Origin of the sequence: Dokdonia sp. LLG6352-1, assembly GCF_045055815.1 — a bacterium.
In the GTDB taxonomy this organism is placed as follows: domain Bacteria; phylum Bacteroidota; class Bacteroidia; order Flavobacteriales; family Flavobacteriaceae; genus Dokdonia; species Dokdonia donghaensis.
In genome coordinates, this window is record NZ_CP159329.1 from 2296328 (window position 1) to 2313023 (window position 16696).

Consider the following 16696-nt stretch of genomic DNA (forward strand, 5'->3'; position numbering starts at 1 on the left):
TTATATTTACGACCATTATTTACACAAAACATATGAAATATAAAGGAGTATACGCACTTGCCATTGCCGCTATGGTGGCAGTAGGATGCGCAGAAGAAAAGAAGGGTGATAACGCTTTCGCGAAAGCGGAAAAAACCGCCACCACAGGCTTTGATTTTACAGTAGGTCAGTTTGCAGATATTAAAATACTACGTTATCAAATACCAGGATTTGAAGATCTTACACTAAAAGAGCAAAAGCTAGTGTACTATATGACACAGGCTGGTCTTGCTGGTCGTGATATTATGTGGGCACAAAACTACCGACATAATCTTGCTATTAGAGAGGCTCTTGAGACTGTATATACATCAGATAAGGTTGAAAAAACAGGCGAAGAGTGGGCACAGTTTGAAACATACCTAAAGAGAATCTGGTTTGCAAACGGGATACACCACCACTATAGTAATGCAAAGATGAAACCTGACTTCTCACCAGAATATCTTAAAAAAGTACTCGCAGAGAGCGGCGCTACGCTCGAAGGTGAAGCTTTTGATGTGCTTTTTAATGATAAAGACAGCAAGAAAGTAAACCTCTCTAAAGATGCAGATATTGTACTTGAGAGTGCGATAAATTTTTATGGCCCAGATGTTACCACAGCAGAGGCAGAGCAGTTTTATGACGCCATAAAAGTAGATGCAAATGAGCCTATAGAAAAAGGACTTAATACCCGTCTAGTAAAAGAAAACGGAAAACTTGTAGAGCAAGTTTATAAAAGTGGTGGTCTTTATGGAGAGGCGATAGATAATATTATAGGATGGCTAGAAAAGGCAAAAACTGTTGCCGAAAATGAGCAACAAGAAAAAGCCTTAGGTTTACTTATCGAGTACTACCAGACTGGAAGTCTAGACACTTGGGATGATTACTGTATTGCCTGGGCAACTTCTACCGAGGGAAATATAGACTGGATAAACGGTTTTATAGAAGTATATAATGACCCTAAGGGATATAAGGGATCTTATGAAACCATCGTACAAATCAAAGATTTTGATATGTCAAAAAAGATGGCTGTACTCTCTACAGAGGCACAATGGTTTGAAGATAACTCACCACTTATGCCAGAGCATAAAAAGGAAACTGTAAAAGGTGTTTCTTATAAAACAGTAATTGTTGCTGGTGAGGCCGGAGATGCATCACCTTCTACACCTATAGGAGTAAACTTACCTAACAATAACTGGATACGCCAGACGCACGGTAGTAAGTCTGTATCGCTAGGTAACATTATAAACGCATATAACAATGCGGGAGGTTCTGGACGTCTTAAAGAATTTGCACACGATGAAGAAGAGATTGCGCTAGAGGAGGAGTATGGTCAACTAGGAGATAAACTTCACACAGCGCTACACGAAGTAGTAGGTCACGCCTCTGGACAAATTAATAAAGGAGTAGGGACACCTAAGGAAACGCTTAAACGTTATAAATCTACCATAGAAGAGGGTAGAGCAGACCTTTTTGGGCTATACTACCTTATGGATCCAAAACTTCAAGAACTAGGTCTTGTAGAAGACTGGGAGAAAACGGGTAAGGCGGCCTATGACGGTTACATACGTAACGGTCTTATGACGCAACTTATACGTTTAGAGCTTGGTGATATGGTAGAAGAAGCACATATGGTAAATCGCCAGTGGGTGAGTGCTTGGTCTTACGAGCGCGGTCTAGAAGATAATGTGATAGAAAAAGTTACTAGAGATGGTAAGACGTACTATAACATAAATGACTATGTAAAGCTGCGTGAGATTTTTGGAGAACTTCTTAGAGAGACACAACGCATCACTTCTGAAGGAGATTATGAAGCTGCAAAAAATCTTGTAGAAGATTATGGAGTACAAGTAGATCAAGATATTCATAAAGAAGTACTCGCTCGTAACAGCCAGTTTAAAAGCGCACCTTACAGCGGTTTTGTAAACCCAGCTATTGTGCCTACTATGGATGGTGAGGAAATCACTGGCTTTTCTATCCAGCAGCCAGAAAGCTTTGAGTCACAAATGCTAGAGTATGCATCTAAGTATGGATCACTAAAATAGTGTTATAACGCTTTCGAAAAAAGTAAAAAGGCTCTCTTTCAACATTGAAAAGAGAGCCTTTTTTAATTCATAAAATAAAGAAAGCCCCACCGTATGAGAAGTACAATGGAGCTTATCTAAACAAAGTTTTGAGGGATATTATAAATCTCTTAATACTCTACTTACAGCGTGTATAACGCCATTTGCGGCCTGTACATTTGTAGCAACTATTGGGTTCTCACCATTATCTGGATCAATTGCCGCTGCAGGATCTGCCTGTATAGTAATATTTGTACCGCCTAGTGTTTCTACCATCATTCCATCAAGACCAGCAAGACCTTCTGCTCTTACATTTGCTCCAGCAATAACGTGTAGTTCTAGTGTAGCAGCGAGTGTAGCAGTATCAATATCATCTAGAGAATCTACACCAAGATCAGTAAGTAAATTTTCAAAAGCCGTGTTTACGGGAGCAAGCACAGTAAAGGGCGCAGGATCTGTTCCATTTGGAGTTTGTAAAGCACCTACGTATCCAAATGATGCATCTGCAGTAAGCGCTGATACTAATGTAGAAAAGTTAGGATCTGCCGTAGCAAATGTTGTTACATCTGGTAACCCTATTACAGTATCTACTACGTGTACAACACCATTTACTGCAACAATATCTGCAACGATTACATTAGACCCACCGTTAAGAGTAACACCGTTATCTGTATTAATATATAAGCTTAAAGGTGCATCTGCCTCACCATTAAAGGTAGCTGCAGTATTTACATAACTATTAGTAAGTGTCCCAGAGATGGCAACTGCGCCTGGTACCACGTGGTTAGATAATACTTGTGCTAGTACATCATTATCTACATCTTCTAGTGCTGAACCATCAAGAAATGTGTCAAACGCATCATTAGTAGGAGCAAAAACTGTAAAGTCTTGTTCTGTGTCGCTTAGTAGTGTTGTAAACGCTGTATTTCCCTCATCTGTGAGTGCCGCAACTAGTGAGGTTAAGGCAGGATTTGTTGTGGCAAATGTTGCTATGGTAGGTAAGGCTATTACCGTATCTACAGCGTGTATAACACCATTATCAGTTTCAATATCTGGTGTAGTCACAGATGATTGACCATTTAGAACCACCCCATCTGTTGTGTCTACATATAGACTAATATTAGCATTAGAAGAAGGCTCTGTTGCGAGATTTGTTACATAACCCGTTGTTAGGTCTGTAGATGTAAGTGTCGTGTTAAGAACGTGATTAAGTAATACTTGTCTTAGTACGTCTGTATCTACGTCTTCTAAGGCTGCTCCGTCTAAGAAGGTTTCAAAAGCCGCATTGTTAGGAGCAAATACTGTAAATGTTCCATTACCAGCAAGTGTTGCATCAAGATCTGTTTGTTGAAGTGCAGCTAGTAAAGAACTGTAGTCCTCATTTGCTGCAACAAAGTCTGCAATAGTGTTGCTTTCTCCTTCGATAATATTTCCATTATCATCATCATCATCACACGATACTGAGACAAATAGCGTTAAAGCAAGAAATACTAATTTTGTAAGATTAAATAGATTTTTCATAGTTTGTAGTTTTTGTTTAATGTAAAACTAAAATAGATAAACAAAAAATAATCCCAATAAATAGTTAAAATGTCAAAATTAACAGTTTGCTTATTCTTAGTAGTAGTTCATTTTCAGTGTGTTACAGCCGCTCAGGAGATTAATCAATATGACGCTGCTGGAAAGCGTCACGGCGTATGGCAAAAAACCTATGAGAGTTCAAAACAATTAAGATATACTGGATCTTTTAACCACGGTAAAGAAATAGGCGTATTTAAATTTTTTGATTCTAGTGGTGGGCATCCCACGGCTATAAAAGAATATACGACAGATTCACCCTTTGTAGATGTTACTTTTTATACAACAGAGGGAAAGAAAGTAAGTTCAGGTAAGATGAAGAACCGTAAACGACAAGGTGAGTGGCTGTCATATCACCAAGACGGCTCCACAATTATGATAAAAGAGCAGTATAAAAATGGGCTTCTTGATGGACAGCGCAATGTCTTTTTTATAAGCGGACTTCCGGCACTTGCCGAGCAATACGTAGATGGAAATAAAGAAGGAAAGGCTATCACCTATACAGAGGAAGGAAAGGTGCTTAAAAGTCTAACCTATAAACAAGATAAGCTAGAAGGACCAGCCATCTTCTATAACGGTTATGGAGAGAAAGAAGTAGCGGGTAATTATAAGAATAATAGAAAACACGGCCTCTGGAAGTATTACAAAAATGGTCAAGTAGACAAGGAGATTAAGTATCCTCGTAATAAAATAGGCGTACAATAGTACTGTTCTGTAAGGAAATCATAGCAGTTACTACTACAATAGACTAGAGTATATAAGTAGTTATACAGTGCGTATAAAAGTAACATTTTGTCATTCTTATAATGGCTTGTTATTTTGTAATTTTGCGCCACAATTTTTTTGAGTGTTTCTAGGCACTTTATGCGAGTCTCAAGAGGGACTATTGAGTATACAATATCTAAGTAAAAGTTATGAAAACGGTAGTAGTAGGTCTAAGTGGAGGAGTAGATAGTAGTGTTACAGCATACTTGCTTAAGGAGCAGGGCTACAATGTGATAGGCCTTTTTATGAAAAACTGGCACGACGACTCTGTAACAATCTCTGACGAGTGCCCGTGGCTAGATGATAGTAACGATGCGATGCTTGTTGCCGAAAAGTTAGGAATCCCTTTTCAAACGGTAGATCTTAGTGAGCAGTATCAAGAACGCATTGTAGATTATATGTTTAGAGAGTACGAGATGGGGCGCACGCCTAATCCAGATGTTCTATGTAATCGCGAGATTAAATTTGACGTGTTTATGAAAATTGCACTTTCACTGGGTGCAGACTACGTCGCAACGGGACATTACTGTCAGAAATCGTCTATAGAGGTAGATGGTAAGACAGTATACCAACTTATCGCTGGGGCAGATAATAATAAAGATCAATCTTACTTTTTATGTCAGCTATCGCAGGAGCAACTGGCAAAAACGTTGTTTCCTATAGGCCATTTACAAAAGCCAGAGGTACGTGACATTGCACTACAACAAGAACTCGTTACTGCAGTTAAGAAAGATTCTCAAGGACTTTGTTTTATAGGTAAGGTACGTCTGCCAGATTTTCTTCAGCAGCAGCTTAAACCTAAGGAAGGTGTAATCGTTGAGGTGCCAGAGACCGTTATACCTGAAGTTGCGGGTGGGGAGAAGGCTAGTAACGCTTTCGCGAAAGCGGAATTAGAAAACCTTGTAAAAAAACCATCATATACCATAGCCGAAGGAAAAGTAGTAGGGAAGCATCAAGGGGCTCATTATTTTACCATAGGCCAGCGCAAAGGACTAGGCGTAGGCGGAACGGTAGAGCCACTCTTTGTAATAGATACAGATGTAAAGGATAATGTGATATACACCGGTCAAGGTAAAAACCATAGAGGTTTATATCGTAAAGGACTTTTTGTAAAGGAAGAAGAGATACACTGGATACGAGAGGATCTTACACTTGCGGTAGATGAGACAATGCAGGTAGCGGCACGTATACGTTACCGTCAACCTCTTGAGAAAGCCACTTTATATAGAGTAGATGGAGGTATGTATGTCATATTTGACAACCCACAAACAGCCATAGCCGAGGGGCAATTTGTAGCCTGGCATCACAGTGAGGAGTGTCTTGGTTCTGGGGTTATTTCGTAACTTACGTACGAAATCCTACGAGCCTTGGCTCATAAACTATGTCGCTATGAGATCCCTATTATTTTTTAGTCTACTGTTTGTATGCTTTTACACAAATGCCCAAGAGGCGCAAGATGCTTGGGTTTATTTTGTTGATAAGGAAAATGTCACCCAAAGCCTAGAAAACCCCATAACAATACTTTCACAAGAAGCACTTGATCGCAAAGAACTACACGGTGTTATTATAGATGAGCGTGATGTCCCTGTGAATGAAAGTTACATTACTGAGATAAAATCACAAACAGGTATTACAGTGCTTGCAAAATCAAAATGGATGAACTGTGTACACGTACGTGGTACAGAAACGGAGGTAGCTGCTCTTGAAAACCTATCATTTGTTAGTACTATTGAGTATGCAAATAAGAACATTACCAGAGCTGCGACACCATTACTTTTTTCTAAAGAAGATCCTTTACAATCTCAAAGTAGAGTAGTTTTTAATTATGGGGCGACAGATAATCAAGTTACTATGCTATCGGTAGATGAGTTACATCTACAAGATTATACAGGTGAGGGGATGGTTATAGCCGTTATGGATTCTGGTTTTCCTGGAGTTGATGAAAATGAAGGTTTTGCACGATTGAGAGACGCAGGAAAGTTACTGGATGGTTATGATTTTGTAAGTAGAGAAGATAATGAGTTTGCATTTTCAAATAGCAGTCACGGTACACGAGTGTTGAGCGATATTGTAGGTTTTGTAGAAGATGAGTTTGTGGGAACAGCTCCAGATGCTGCTGTATATTGTTTCCGTACAGAAGATGTAGCTAGTGAAAATCCTGTAGAGGAGTCTTACTGGGTAGAAGCAGCAGAGCGAGCAGATAGTCTGGGTGTAGATGTTATAAACACCTCACTAGGCTATCGCACTTTTGACAATCCAGATTATGATTATACATATGCAGATATGGATGGTCAGACTACCTTTATATCGCGCGGTGCAAATCTTGCCTTTGAGAAAGGAATGCTCGTGGTAACTAGTGCTGGCAACAGTGGCAATGGGATGATAAGTGCTCCAGCAGATGCTTTGGGATCTTTTACGGTAGGAGCTGTAGATGAAAACGGCGATTATGCGAGTTTTAGTAGTATAGGTCCTTCTAGTGATGGTCGTATCAAACCAGATGTGGTTGCAAAGGGTGCTGGTAGCGCTGTGATAGATCAAAATAATAACATAACTACAAACGATGGTACGAGCTTTAGCTCACCTATAATGGCTGGTGCTATCACAAGCTTTTGGCAAGCAAACCCGCAACGTACTAATGCAGATGTTATGCAAATAGTGAGGCAGTCTGCTTCTCTATATACAAACCCTACAGCACAGCTTGGGTACGGAATACCAGATTTTGGCGCAGCACTAGATGATTTATTAACTCTAGAAGATTATAATAATAACAGCACGTATCATATCGTGCCTAATCCTGCCTCGGAGATCGCGATGATAGTATTTCCTGAAGATGTAAGCAAAGTAGATGTACATATCTATGATATTCTTGGAAAACTCGTAGCGACAAAAACAGTAGAGTCTCAGGCAAGTTATCTACCTGTAGCAAATCTAAAAAAAGGAGTGTATCTCATACAGATTAATGATGGTACCACGCTTATTACACAAAAATTTATAAAGTCCTAATGAATAGAATTACTTCGTTATTTAAAATAAAATATCCTCTTATACAGGGAGGAATGATTTGGAACTCTGGATGGCGTCTTGCTAGTGCTGTAAGTAATGCTGGCGGTCTTGGTATCATAGGTGCTGCTTCTATGTATCCAGATGTGCTTGTAGAGCACGTTGAGAAGTGCAAGAAAGCTACAGACAAACCTTTTGGGGTTAATATACCTATGTTGTATCCTAACATAGAAGAGCATATGAAGACTGTGGTAGATTATAAGGTGCCTATTGTTTTTACAAGCGCAGGCAATCCAAAGCTTTGGACTAAAGAATTAAAGAAGCACGGTATTAAAGTTGTACACGTAGTAAGTAGTGTGAAGTTTGCATTAAAGGCTCAAGAAGCTGGTGTAGATGCCGTTGTAGCCGAAGGTTTTGAAGCGGGTGGTCATAATGGTCGTGAGGAAACAACAACTTTTACACTCATCCCTATGGTAAAAGATAAGATAGATGTACCTCTTATTGCAGCTGGTGGTATTGCTACGGGTAGAGGTATGCTTGCTGCAATGACACTAGGAGCAGATGGTGTACAGGTAGGAAGTAGGTTTGCAGCAAGTGATGAGTCTAGCGCGCATCAATTATTTAAACAAGCCATCATAGATACGCAAGAGGGAGATACGGTATTAACTCTTAAAGAACTGGCGCCTGTAAGACTTATAAAAAATAAATTTTATGAAGAGGTAGCAGCCTTATATACTACTGCACCTACTAAAGAGCAACTAGTTCAACTATTAGGTCGTGCAAGAGCAAAGAAAGGAATGTTTGAGGGAGACCTAGAACAAGGAGAACTTGAAATAGGACAAATATCTGGACTTATAAACGACATAAAACCTGCTGCCACTATAGTAAGCGATATGATAGCTGAGTATACGGAGGCAAAAAATGCATTACTCAATTTTGATAACTGGTAAAACTACTATTATAGATTAAAAAAAGACCAACTATCTAATGTGATAGTTGGTCTTTTTTATTGGTTTTATACACTTTTGATATGTATTAACCTTGTTATTTACTAGTTGCTCTTTTTTACATATTTTGTTACAATAACAACTTGTTGTCCTTGTATTCTACCTTCTATATGCTCTGCATTATCGTGTACTAGACTTATGTTTCTCATAAACTCTCCACGCTTTGCTGTAAAGTTTGCTCCTTTTACATCAAGATCCTTTATGAGCACGACGCTATCACCATTTGCTAGGCGTGTACCATTTGCGTCTTTGTGTATTACTGTATTCTCATCTTCTTCTATATGCTCACCTGTGGCTTTTGCCCACTCTAAGGTTTCTTCTTCTAGATACATCATATCAAGAAGGTCTTGTGGCCAGCCTTCTTTACGAAGTCTAGTAAGCATACGCCACGCCACGACCTGTACTGCTGGTACAGTACTCCACATACTATCATTAAGACAGCGCCAGTGATTTAAATCTACCTCCTCAGGATTTTCTATCTGAGTAATACAAGTCTTGCAAGCGAGTATATCTTTTTCTTTAGGAACTACTATAAAAGGGGAGAGGTCATACTCACTACTACAAAGTTCACAAATGATGGTACGTTTATTAAGTTCTCTTAAGCTCAAGGCAATTAGTTTTTATTGATAAAAAGAATATGTAGAGTAATAGCGCGAAGAAACAAAATTTAGCCGTAAGCTAGTTATTCCTTTCGCTCTTTTTCTTGCTCGTAAAATTCACGTCCTAATTGAGCGAGAAAGGAAATACCTATTTGCTCATACTCATAAGTGTCGTCATTAAAAATTTGATTGTCATTAACAAGTATGGTGGCAGAGATTATAAAGCGTATATCATTTTGAGTATCCTCAATATATGCTGTTTCTGTAAGCGTGCCGTATGCAAACCCTACTTTGTTATAGATATGTATATTATCTGGGATGGGCGTTGTTACGTCTCCGTACATAAAGAATTTTACAAAGCTGTCGTAATATTCTTCTTGATTATACTTTGCATCACGCGGGAGCGTTTTCATAGCCTTAAGTACTCTTTGTCTTGATGTTTCAGATAATTCAAACTTTTTTGAGGTTTCAAAAGAGTTGGGGAATACCAGACTTTTTACAAAATGATGTTGCTCCTGTAATGGGAAGTGATTTTTTAAACCAAAATCCATAGGCTCATTTACAAGTTTTCCATTTTCTATATAGCCCTGTCCTTTTTTATTACCTACCACATTGTTAGCAATGAGGTCACTGTCTTCTTTATTTGTGATAATAACACTTTCGGCTGTATAGCTTGGGAAAAATTGAATTGTTTTTCTAGCATTAACCGCTGCTTCAGGTGTAGCTAGTCTATGTTGTATGGTAGTTTGTGTGTAGCCTTTTTCGCGTAAGCGGGAGTTTATATAATCTCTACCTAGTAATTCATAAAGACGGTTATAAGCTTTATTATCGCTTACGGCAAAAATCTGTCGTAGATCATCACTTATGCTATGCAACTCCTTATCACCGTCTATGATGTAAGGTGTATCTAGGGTTATATCTTCTCTAGCATCTGCATATTCTGCGGCGAGTACAGCAACTGGAAGTTTTACAGTGCTTGCTGGGTAAAAGTAGTTCTGTTCATTGAGTCCATAACTGTAATCTTTAAATTGTAAATCACCGTTATCTGTAGTATCAATTTGAGTAAAAAGAATCTGGACTTCGTATTTATCTATACTATCTGTAACCCTTGTGATAAGCGGGCTAGATGAGTTAAGGGCTTTCTCTATGGGTGTAGAGCAGCTTGCCATAAATAAACATAATATAAGTACATATCTCATATTATAAATGTAGTTAGTATTCATAAAAAAGACCAGCTTAGGGCTGGTCTTTTTATAAAATATATCATTACTATTCTTCTATGAGAACTTGATTTGCAATAAGATCATCAAAGGTTTCTCGCTTGCGTATAAGGTGAGCTTTACCGCCTTTTATGAGTACTTCTGCAGGTCTGTAACGGCTATTGTAATTACTTGCCATTGTAAAGCAGTAGGCACCTGCGTTATCAAAAGCGAGAATGTCTCCTTCAGAAATTTCGGCGATGCGTCTGTTGTTTGCAAAGGTATCTGTCTCACAGATGTAGCCTACCACGCTATAAAAACGCTCTCTTCCGTTAGGGTTGCTTATGTTGTGTATCTCGTGCTGGCTACCGTACAGCATAGGTCGTATAAGATGGTTAAAACCACTGTCTACTTGTGCAAATACTGTTGAGGTAGTTTGCTTTACTACGTTTACCTGTACCAGAAATTTACCAGACTCACTTACGAGAAACTTACCTGGCTCAAAGGTGAGGGTTAATGGTTTTTTATACGCTTTCGCGAAAGCGTTAAAACGTTTCCCTAGTTTTTCTCCTAGCTCCTCAATATTAGTTTCAATATCTCCCTCTTTATAAGGTACCTTAAAACCACTTCCGAAATCGATAAAAGTAAGGTCGCTGAACTGCTTTGCCGTCTCAAAAAGGATTTCTGTAGCATACACAAAGACATCAATGTCTAGTATATCACTACCGGTATGCATATGTATACCGTTTATATTCATACCCGTGTTTTCTACTATGCGTAGTACGTGTGGTAGCTGGTGGATACTAATCCCAAATTTACTATCTATATGTCCTACAGAGATATTTGTATTTCCTCCTGCCATCACGTGAGGGTTGATACGTATACATACAGGTGTCTCTGGGTGTTTTGTCCCAAACTGCTCTAATATAGAAAGGTTATCTATATTGATTTGCACGCCCATTGCTGCAACTTCTTCTATTTCTCCCAGAGATACTCCGTTAGGAGTAAAAATGATACGATCTGGTGTAAAGCCAGCCTTAAGACCAAGTTGCACTTCTTGTATAGATACCGTGTCAAGGCCTGACCCCAGTCCTTTTAAGTGTTGAAGAATAGACAAGTTACTTAACGCTTTTACTGCATAGTTAAGGCGTAACTGTTTTACACTTTTAAAGGCGTTTGTAAGTCTATTATATTGTGCTGTAATTGTGTCTGCATCATACACATACACAGGGCTTCCGTAGTTTTTTACTACGTTTAAAAGGTCTTTATTAGTCATCACTTTATATTTAAAGTAAAATTAACTGTCTTCTATAAATAGAGAGAATACTTTTGTTATAAATGTTGAACAATAAGGTTAAAAAATGTTCATTATATAACAGCCTGCATAGGCTTTTGTACATTTCAAAATAAAAACAATGACTACAGCTGTTTTACCTATGTTTCCTCTTGAGATGGTTGCCTATCAAGGTGAGCTACTTTCTTTACATATTTTTGAAGAGCGATACCAGCAATTACTTAAGGACTGTGAGGAGAGTAATATCACCTTTGGGATTCCTACTTATATTAATAACACCTTATCTTATGGTACAGAGATGCAGGTAATGCAGGTTGTAAAGCGATACCCATCTGGGGCTGCAGATATTATATGTAAAGGACTGCGCGTGTTTAAACTAGTGGACTTTTACAGCACGCTAGGTGAGCGGCTCTATGCTGGAGGTGAAGTGGTATACGTACCTTTTGAGCATAATGCATCTCTAGATCTCAAAAAAGAATTTGTAAAACTACTTACTACATTTTATGACTTACTTGATGTAAAAACACCAGAGGTTGCTGTACAAACTATAAGTGCTTTTAGGTTTGCACAAAAAATGGGACTCGATATGCAGCAGCAATATGAATTATTACAAATTTCTTCAGAAAGTGATTGCTTTAATTACCTCATAGCACATTTAAAAGCGGCTATACCTACACTTAAATCTGTAAATAGAACAAAAGAGCTTATTAAACTAAATGGACATTTTAAAAACTTTGATCCATTAGACTTTAAAGATTATAAGTTAGAATAGGTTTTTCTTATTGAATATACAGGATTATAATAAAATGTCTGATAAATTATCAAATCCTTAAAAATGATATTTTCTTAGCACTTTCTTAATAGTCACTTTACACTCATCTTAATGTAATTATTGACGTTAACGGGGCTAATCTCTACCAATTTACTAGATTAATCACGACTTCATTATCCTTGAAGTTGTTGTTAATCAGATTGTTAAAATTCAATAAAGGATTTCCTTTATTGAATTGTTAATAATGCAATAAATAACATAGTTATATGATAAAAATAGTTACGAAAACGTTGTAGTCTTGATTATTGGTGATTATTAATGTTAAAATAAGTTAATTTTGGATCATATATTAATCCTAAAATATGCAACCCAAAATGAAAAATCAATTCAAATTTAGTGCGATGGCACTAGCGCTAGTAGCGGTATCATTTACCTCTTGTGAAAAAGACGAGGCAGATGCTATTCAAGACGATCAAGCAAATGTAGAAGTAGTAATCGAAAACAATCGTGTTGAGGTTACAGATCAAGCTATTATTGATCAAGTGCGTGGTATGGCTATAGATATAGCTGCTATCACAAAAGGAGATTTCCACCTTCCAGATGGTACTGTAGAGCAGCGTATCTACATAGGTGATGACATTGTTACTACAGAGAAAGAACTTCAGCAAATGCAGGTTAACGACCAGCGCCAGTTTAGAACTTTTAACCTAGTAACTGGAGCAAACAGAACAATAGACATTATAGGTTATACAGGTAATGATCAATTTGGTCTTACTAATAAAGGTAGAACAGCTTTACAGTGGGCGGTAAATAACTTTAACCGTATCTCAGGATCTGCACTACGTTTTAGACTTACGTTTGGAACAAACTTCTCAAACAGCGATATGGTTGTTTATGATAACTCTGCAAATAACTCTGGTTCTGGAGGTGTAGCAGGTTTTCCAGATGCACAAGGACGTCCTAATAAATTTGTACAGATTTACAACCTTGAAGGTTCTAGTACAAATGTTAATGAGCACGTAATTACACACGAGATAGGTCACTCTATAGGTTTCCGTCACTCAGATTACTACGATCGTCAGAGCTGTGGTAGCGGTGGAGGAGAGTCTGCAGGATCTACAGGTGCTGTGCAGTTACCAGGTACTCCTACAAGAGATTTTGACTCAATAATGCAAGCTTGTTTCTCAAATAATGAGGACGGAGAGTTTAGCAGCAACGATATTACTGCTTTGCGTGCTATGTACTAAGGTTTAAGGTTTTCAAATTTAAATAGTACCTAAGCAAAACGCCCTATCTTTTTTAGATAGGGCGTTTTTATTGTTGGTTATTTTTACGCTTTCGCGAAAGCGTAATTCTCATCCATAGGTCATCTCTTATTTATGCATTGCACCTTTCTCAATCCCAACAGATGATTTTTTTATAAACTCACGTATATCATCATTTGCCTTGATTAAGTCCTCATTACGTAAGTACATCATATGTCCAGATCTATAACCTTTAAAGCTTAATCTATCTGCTAGTTTACCGCTAGCATTAAGCTGCCACATCACATACTTAGCATTAAAGTAAGTCGTAGCACCGTCATAATAACCGCTCTGTATCATTACATTAAGGTTAGGGTTTACACCCATCGCTCTGCGCAGACTAGGTCCTGCATTATTATTTGATCTGTCCCAAGGTCGCACTGGGCCAAACATATTATAAGGTAGATCTGTCATTAATCCTAGCTCTTGGCTATAGTAGTAATTTATCGCTGGAGTAAATGAATGTAACCACGAAGTGAGCTCGCTATTATAATCTGGTCGGTCTCCAGATTCTTTTACATCCATTCCCTTATAGCGAGAGTCTAGTCTACCTATAGTAAGGCCATCACGATCTCTTAAGAGATCTTTCCAGAAGTAGTTAAAGGGTACTTCAAGATTGTTTTGGCGTATAGTTTTTTCAGAAAGACCAGAATAATATGCCATTTTTTTGATTGCAGCTTCTTTTTTTGATGCATCTAGGTAACCAGACTTTACAATAAGTGGCAGGAGTTCATTTACAGCATAGTCTTCACTTTCGGCTAGTACTTCTGTAAGGTCTTTTTGTTGTAATGCTGGTGGTAACATATTATGGTACCAGGCAGCCGCAGTAAAGTAAGGAAGCCTGTTTGCTACTTCTACAGGACCGTCAAAGTCAAAACCTATTTCTGTAGGCGATACAAGTATCACTCCATTTATAAACATCCATTTACTGTCTTGAAGCTCTGCGGCAAGTCCAGAAACTCTTGTTGTACCGTAGCTTTCTCCTATAAGAAACTTAGGTGATCTCCAGCGATTATTTCTTGTAACAAAAGTGTTTACCCAGTCTGCTAGATATTTAATATCTGCATTAACGCCAAAAAACTGTTTCTTGTCTGGCATTTCTCCTTTTTCATTAGGTAACATTCTACTGTATCCTGTATTTACAGGGTTTACAAAAACAATGTCTGCCACGTCAAGTATCGAGTTAGGATTGCTTTTTATACCGTAGGGTTGTACAGGGTAGCCCTCATCATCTATCTTTAAGATGCGTGGCCCTGTGTATGCAATGTGCATCCATACAGAGGCAGAGCCTGGCCCTCCATTAAAAGAGATTACTAGCGGTCTCTCTTGATCATCTTTTATATCAGACCTTTTGTAATAGGTGTAAAGTAGACTGGCCACGGGTGCACCTTCTTGATCAAAAACGGGTTGAAACCCTGCAGTTGCTGTATAAGGAATGGTTTTTCCTTTTATGGTGGTGGTGTGTTTTGTGACAATTGTGGTGTCTACTGGGACCGGGATTTTTTGAGAATACGCTTTCGCGAAAGCGGAAACAACAAGCAACCCCGTTAATAGGTGTTTGAAATACATATGTTGGATATTTTGGTTGTGACTCCTAAAATACCAACTGCCATTCTATTATTTTAAAATTGGGAAATTTTTAACGTGGTAGTAAGGGGAATATAAATAGCGTGAGGATAAGTGCAGAAGCAATCGCAATGGCAAAACTGAGCATTGTGCCTATTAGTACGTATTCGGTTTTAAGGTAATCACCATCTTTAAATCTTAAGATAGATTTTGCGGTAATTAAAAAGCCTACAGCGCTAAACTGGCCAATAATAATAAGTACAAGCACGAGCCAGCGCTCTGTGATACCTATGAGCCTACCTGCATTAGGTAAGTCTTGTGACTTCTCTGTAAATGATACAGAGAAGAGGGTGAAAATTTCTTTAATAAGGATATTAGCTGGCTTTGTACAAAATAGAAATGCGGCTACTAGGCTTATGTATTTTAAGTGTAGCGTATCTACAAGTATAGGTTGCCACTGTAACAATTGCACAAAGGCAGTACTCACTAGCGCGTATATAAGAATGTGCAATAACTGATCTATAAAAAAGGCTCCTTTATGTAGTCTTTTACTAGCAAGCATTTGAGGTTTAAAACCGTCTATCAGCCAATGTAATCCTGCTATAATCAAAGCTGCAGGAAGAAATCTATAATCAAAAGAGAGTAGGTAAGAACACACAAAAACGATTAATATATGCCACTTGAGATACTTACTTTTAAACCCTTTTTTTGCTTTAGATTTTGCTGTTTTCTTAGATTGAAAGGTATAGTCTGCCAGTAGGTGAGCTATAGTCTGTAGGGTAATTAACGTGATAATTTCCATTAAGTAAGTGCGCTTAAAAGATGAGAAAAATAACGAATAGATTTATCCATACCGTTCCACCCAGAGGCGGTCGAGTGCTGGTTTATAGATGACTGACTCACAGATAACTGCTTTGCAATGATCTTCTCACTGTTACCCATAATTTTTAAAAACAACACTTCATTTTGTCTACTTGTAGCTCTGGCGAGCAGGTGATCTAGCAGTGCGAGTATGGTTTCTATATTAAAGGTGAGATCTTTATTTTTTGAGCTAAAGAATAGCGTGTTTTTTATAACCATACGCTCCTTGTTGTGTGTGCTCTCGTCGCTTATAGCGCGACCACTTCTATAGATGGCGTCGCCATCTATGACATTATTTGCAATGTCAAAACGATCTAAAGTGCCTAGACCCATTGCCAGACGTATACTGTACGTCTGGAATACTTTTGATCTGTTATTATCTGCTTTTTCTTCTATTTCTAGAGACTTAATAAAAGTCTTTATAGCAAGCATCACAGAAAGTCCATTTGCAGGATCTGGCACTACACACTCTAGGTAGTCACCCTTTATGAGTCTAGAGAAGGTGTTGAATTTTTCTTGAAGCTGGTCAAATAGATTGTAAAGTGATTGCTCAAGAATTTTCTTTTCATCTGTACTTAAACTTGTGTAAGCAATGAAGTCTCCAGAGATAACGATATGTTGTTTGTCTTTCACTTAGATTGTTTAATTATTCAAATATAAGCATATTTACTTA

The 16696-nt window shown here is 38.1% G+C and carries 14 protein-coding genes; 7 read left to right on the forward strand and 7 right to left on the reverse strand.

What is annotated here, in order from left to right:
* Nucleotides 1-32 precede the first annotated feature (32 nt).
* Nucleotides 33-2060 carry a dipeptidyl-peptidase 3 family protein gene (locus tag ABVM49_RS10305; RefSeq protein ID WP_405201775.1) on the forward strand — a complete coding sequence of 676 codons (2028 nt, stop codon included), beginning with the start codon at nt 33-35 and terminating at the stop codon, nt 2058-2060.
* Nucleotides 2061-2198: 138 nt separating this feature from the next.
* Here the strand turns inward: ABVM49_RS10305 and ABVM49_RS10310 are convergent, their stop codons facing one another.
* Nucleotides 2199-3599, reverse strand: a complete 1401-nt coding sequence (locus ABVM49_RS10310; protein ID WP_405201777.1) for a fasciclin domain-containing protein — start codon at nt 3597-3599, stop codon at nt 2199-2201.
* Nucleotides 3600-3668: 69 nt separating this feature from the next.
* Here ABVM49_RS10310 and ABVM49_RS10315 point away from each other — a divergent pair, with 69 nt between their 5' ends.
* From ABVM49_RS10315 to ABVM49_RS10330, 4 genes are all read left to right on the forward strand, one after another.
* Entirely contained in the window at nt 3669-4361 is a 693-nt protein-coding gene (locus ABVM49_RS10315; RefSeq protein ID WP_405201778.1) for a toxin-antitoxin system YwqK family antitoxin, read from the forward strand.
* A gap of 209 nt (nt 4362-4570) precedes the next feature.
* Nucleotides 4571-5764 carry a tRNA 2-thiouridine(34) synthase MnmA gene (mnmA, locus tag ABVM49_RS10320; protein WP_405201780.1) on the forward strand — a complete coding sequence of 398 codons (1194 nt, stop codon included), beginning with the start codon at nt 4571-4573 and terminating at the stop codon, nt 5762-5764.
* 46 nt (nt 5765-5810) lie between these two features.
* The gene (locus ABVM49_RS10325; RefSeq protein WP_405201782.1) at nt 5811-7424 is read left to right on the forward strand and encodes a S8 family serine peptidase; all 1614 of its coding nucleotides are present in this window, start codon (nt 5811-5813) and stop codon (nt 7422-7424) included.
* Complete coding sequence (locus tag ABVM49_RS10330; RefSeq protein ID WP_021778778.1) at nt 7424-8371, forward strand: nitronate monooxygenase family protein; 948 nt, start codon at nt 7424-7426, stop codon at nt 8369-8371. The genes ABVM49_RS10325 and ABVM49_RS10330 overlap by 1 nt, the downstream gene beginning before the upstream one ends.
* Before the next feature lie 101 nt (nt 8372-8472).
* On the opposite strand, the gene ABVM49_RS10335 is transcribed toward ABVM49_RS10330, so the two are convergent.
* The 3 genes from ABVM49_RS10335 to lysA form a co-directional block, all read right to left on the reverse strand.
* On the reverse strand, nt 8473-9036 hold the full coding sequence (locus ABVM49_RS10335; protein WP_405201783.1) for a PhnA domain-containing protein: 564 nt from the start codon (nt 9034-9036) through the stop codon (nt 8473-8475).
* A gap of 74 nt (nt 9037-9110) precedes the next feature.
* Complete coding sequence (locus ABVM49_RS10340; RefSeq protein WP_405201784.1) at nt 9111-10250, reverse strand: serine hydrolase; 1140 nt, start codon at nt 10248-10250, stop codon at nt 9111-9113.
* 46 nt (nt 10251-10296) lie between these two features.
* Nucleotides 10297-11502: a diaminopimelate decarboxylase gene (gene lysA / locus ABVM49_RS10345; protein ID WP_035324575.1), complete on the reverse strand. Its 1206-nt coding sequence runs from the start codon at nt 11500-11502 to the stop codon at nt 10297-10299.
* Nucleotides 11503-11641: 139 nt separating this feature from the next.
* On the opposite strand from lysA, the gene ABVM49_RS10350 reads away from it, so the two are divergent.
* Together ABVM49_RS10350 and ABVM49_RS10355 are read left to right on the forward strand one after the other, a co-directional pair.
* Nucleotides 11642-12292, forward strand: coding sequence for an LON peptidase substrate-binding domain-containing protein (locus ABVM49_RS10350; protein WP_405201786.1), 651 nt, complete (start codon nt 11642-11644; stop codon nt 12290-12292).
* Nucleotides 12293-12666: 374 nt separating this feature from the next.
* The gene (locus ABVM49_RS10355) at nt 12667-13539 is read left to right on the forward strand and encodes a M57 family metalloprotease (RefSeq protein WP_035324577.1); all 873 of its coding nucleotides are present in this window, start codon (nt 12667-12669) and stop codon (nt 13537-13539) included.
* A 126-nt stretch (nt 13540-13665) separates the two neighbouring features.
* Here the strand turns inward: ABVM49_RS10355 and ABVM49_RS10360 are convergent, their stop codons facing one another.
* From ABVM49_RS10360 to ABVM49_RS10370, 3 genes are all read right to left on the reverse strand, one after another.
* Nucleotides 13666-15165, reverse strand: coding sequence for a S10 family peptidase (locus tag ABVM49_RS10360; RefSeq protein ID WP_405201787.1), 1500 nt, complete (start codon nt 15163-15165; stop codon nt 13666-13668).
* Between the two features lie 70 nt (nt 15166-15235).
* Nucleotides 15236-15964: a DUF3307 domain-containing protein gene (locus tag ABVM49_RS10365; RefSeq protein WP_405201788.1), complete on the reverse strand. Its 729-nt coding sequence runs from the start codon at nt 15962-15964 to the stop codon at nt 15236-15238.
* Nucleotides 15964-16656 carry a fumarate hydratase gene (locus tag ABVM49_RS10370; protein WP_405201790.1) on the reverse strand — a complete coding sequence of 231 codons (693 nt, stop codon included), beginning with the start codon at nt 16654-16656 and terminating at the stop codon, nt 15964-15966. Before ABVM49_RS10370 ends, ABVM49_RS10365 begins: the two co-directional genes overlap by 1 nt.
* Nucleotides 16657-16696: the final 40 nt, after the last annotated feature.

Excerpts from the sequence above, each read along its gene's own strand:
- ABVM49_RS10325 (WP_405201782.1), top strand. The coding sequence starts at position 5,811 with ATGAGATCCCTATTATTTTTTAGTCTACTGTTTGTATGCTTTTACACA.
- ABVM49_RS10330 (WP_021778778.1), top strand. The coding sequence starts at position 7,424 with ATGAATAGAATTACTTCGTTATTTAAAATAAAATATCCTCTTATACAG.
- mnmA (WP_405201780.1), top strand. The coding sequence starts at position 4,571 with ATGAAAACGGTAGTAGTAGGTCTAAGTGGAGGAGTAGATAGTAGTGTT.
- ABVM49_RS10355 (WP_035324577.1), top strand. The coding sequence starts at position 12,667 with ATGAAAAATCAATTCAAATTTAGTGCGATGGCACTAGCGCTAGTAGCG.
- lysA (WP_035324575.1), bottom strand. The coding sequence starts at position 11,502 with ATGACTAATAAAGACCTTTTAAACGTAGTAAAAAACTACGGAAGCCCT.
- ABVM49_RS10360 (WP_405201787.1), bottom strand. The coding sequence starts at position 15,165 with ATGTATTTCAAACACCTATTAACGGGGTTGCTTGTTGTTTCCGCTTTC.
- ABVM49_RS10310 (WP_405201777.1), bottom strand. The coding sequence starts at position 3,599 with ATGAAAAATCTATTTAATCTTACAAAATTAGTATTTCTTGCTTTAACG.
- ABVM49_RS10365 (WP_405201788.1), bottom strand. The coding sequence starts at position 15,964 with ATGGAAATTATCACGTTAATTACCCTACAGACTATAGCTCACCTACTG.
- ABVM49_RS10350 (WP_405201786.1), top strand. The coding sequence starts at position 11,642 with ATGACTACAGCTGTTTTACCTATGTTTCCTCTTGAGATGGTTGCCTAT.
- ABVM49_RS10340 (WP_405201784.1), bottom strand. The coding sequence starts at position 10,250 with ATGAATACTAACTACATTTATAATATGAGATATGTACTTATATTATGT.
- ABVM49_RS10315 (WP_405201778.1), top strand. The coding sequence starts at position 3,669 with ATGTCAAAATTAACAGTTTGCTTATTCTTAGTAGTAGTTCATTTTCAG.
- ABVM49_RS10305 (WP_405201775.1), top strand. The coding sequence starts at position 33 with ATGAAATATAAAGGAGTATACGCACTTGCCATTGCCGCTATGGTGGCA.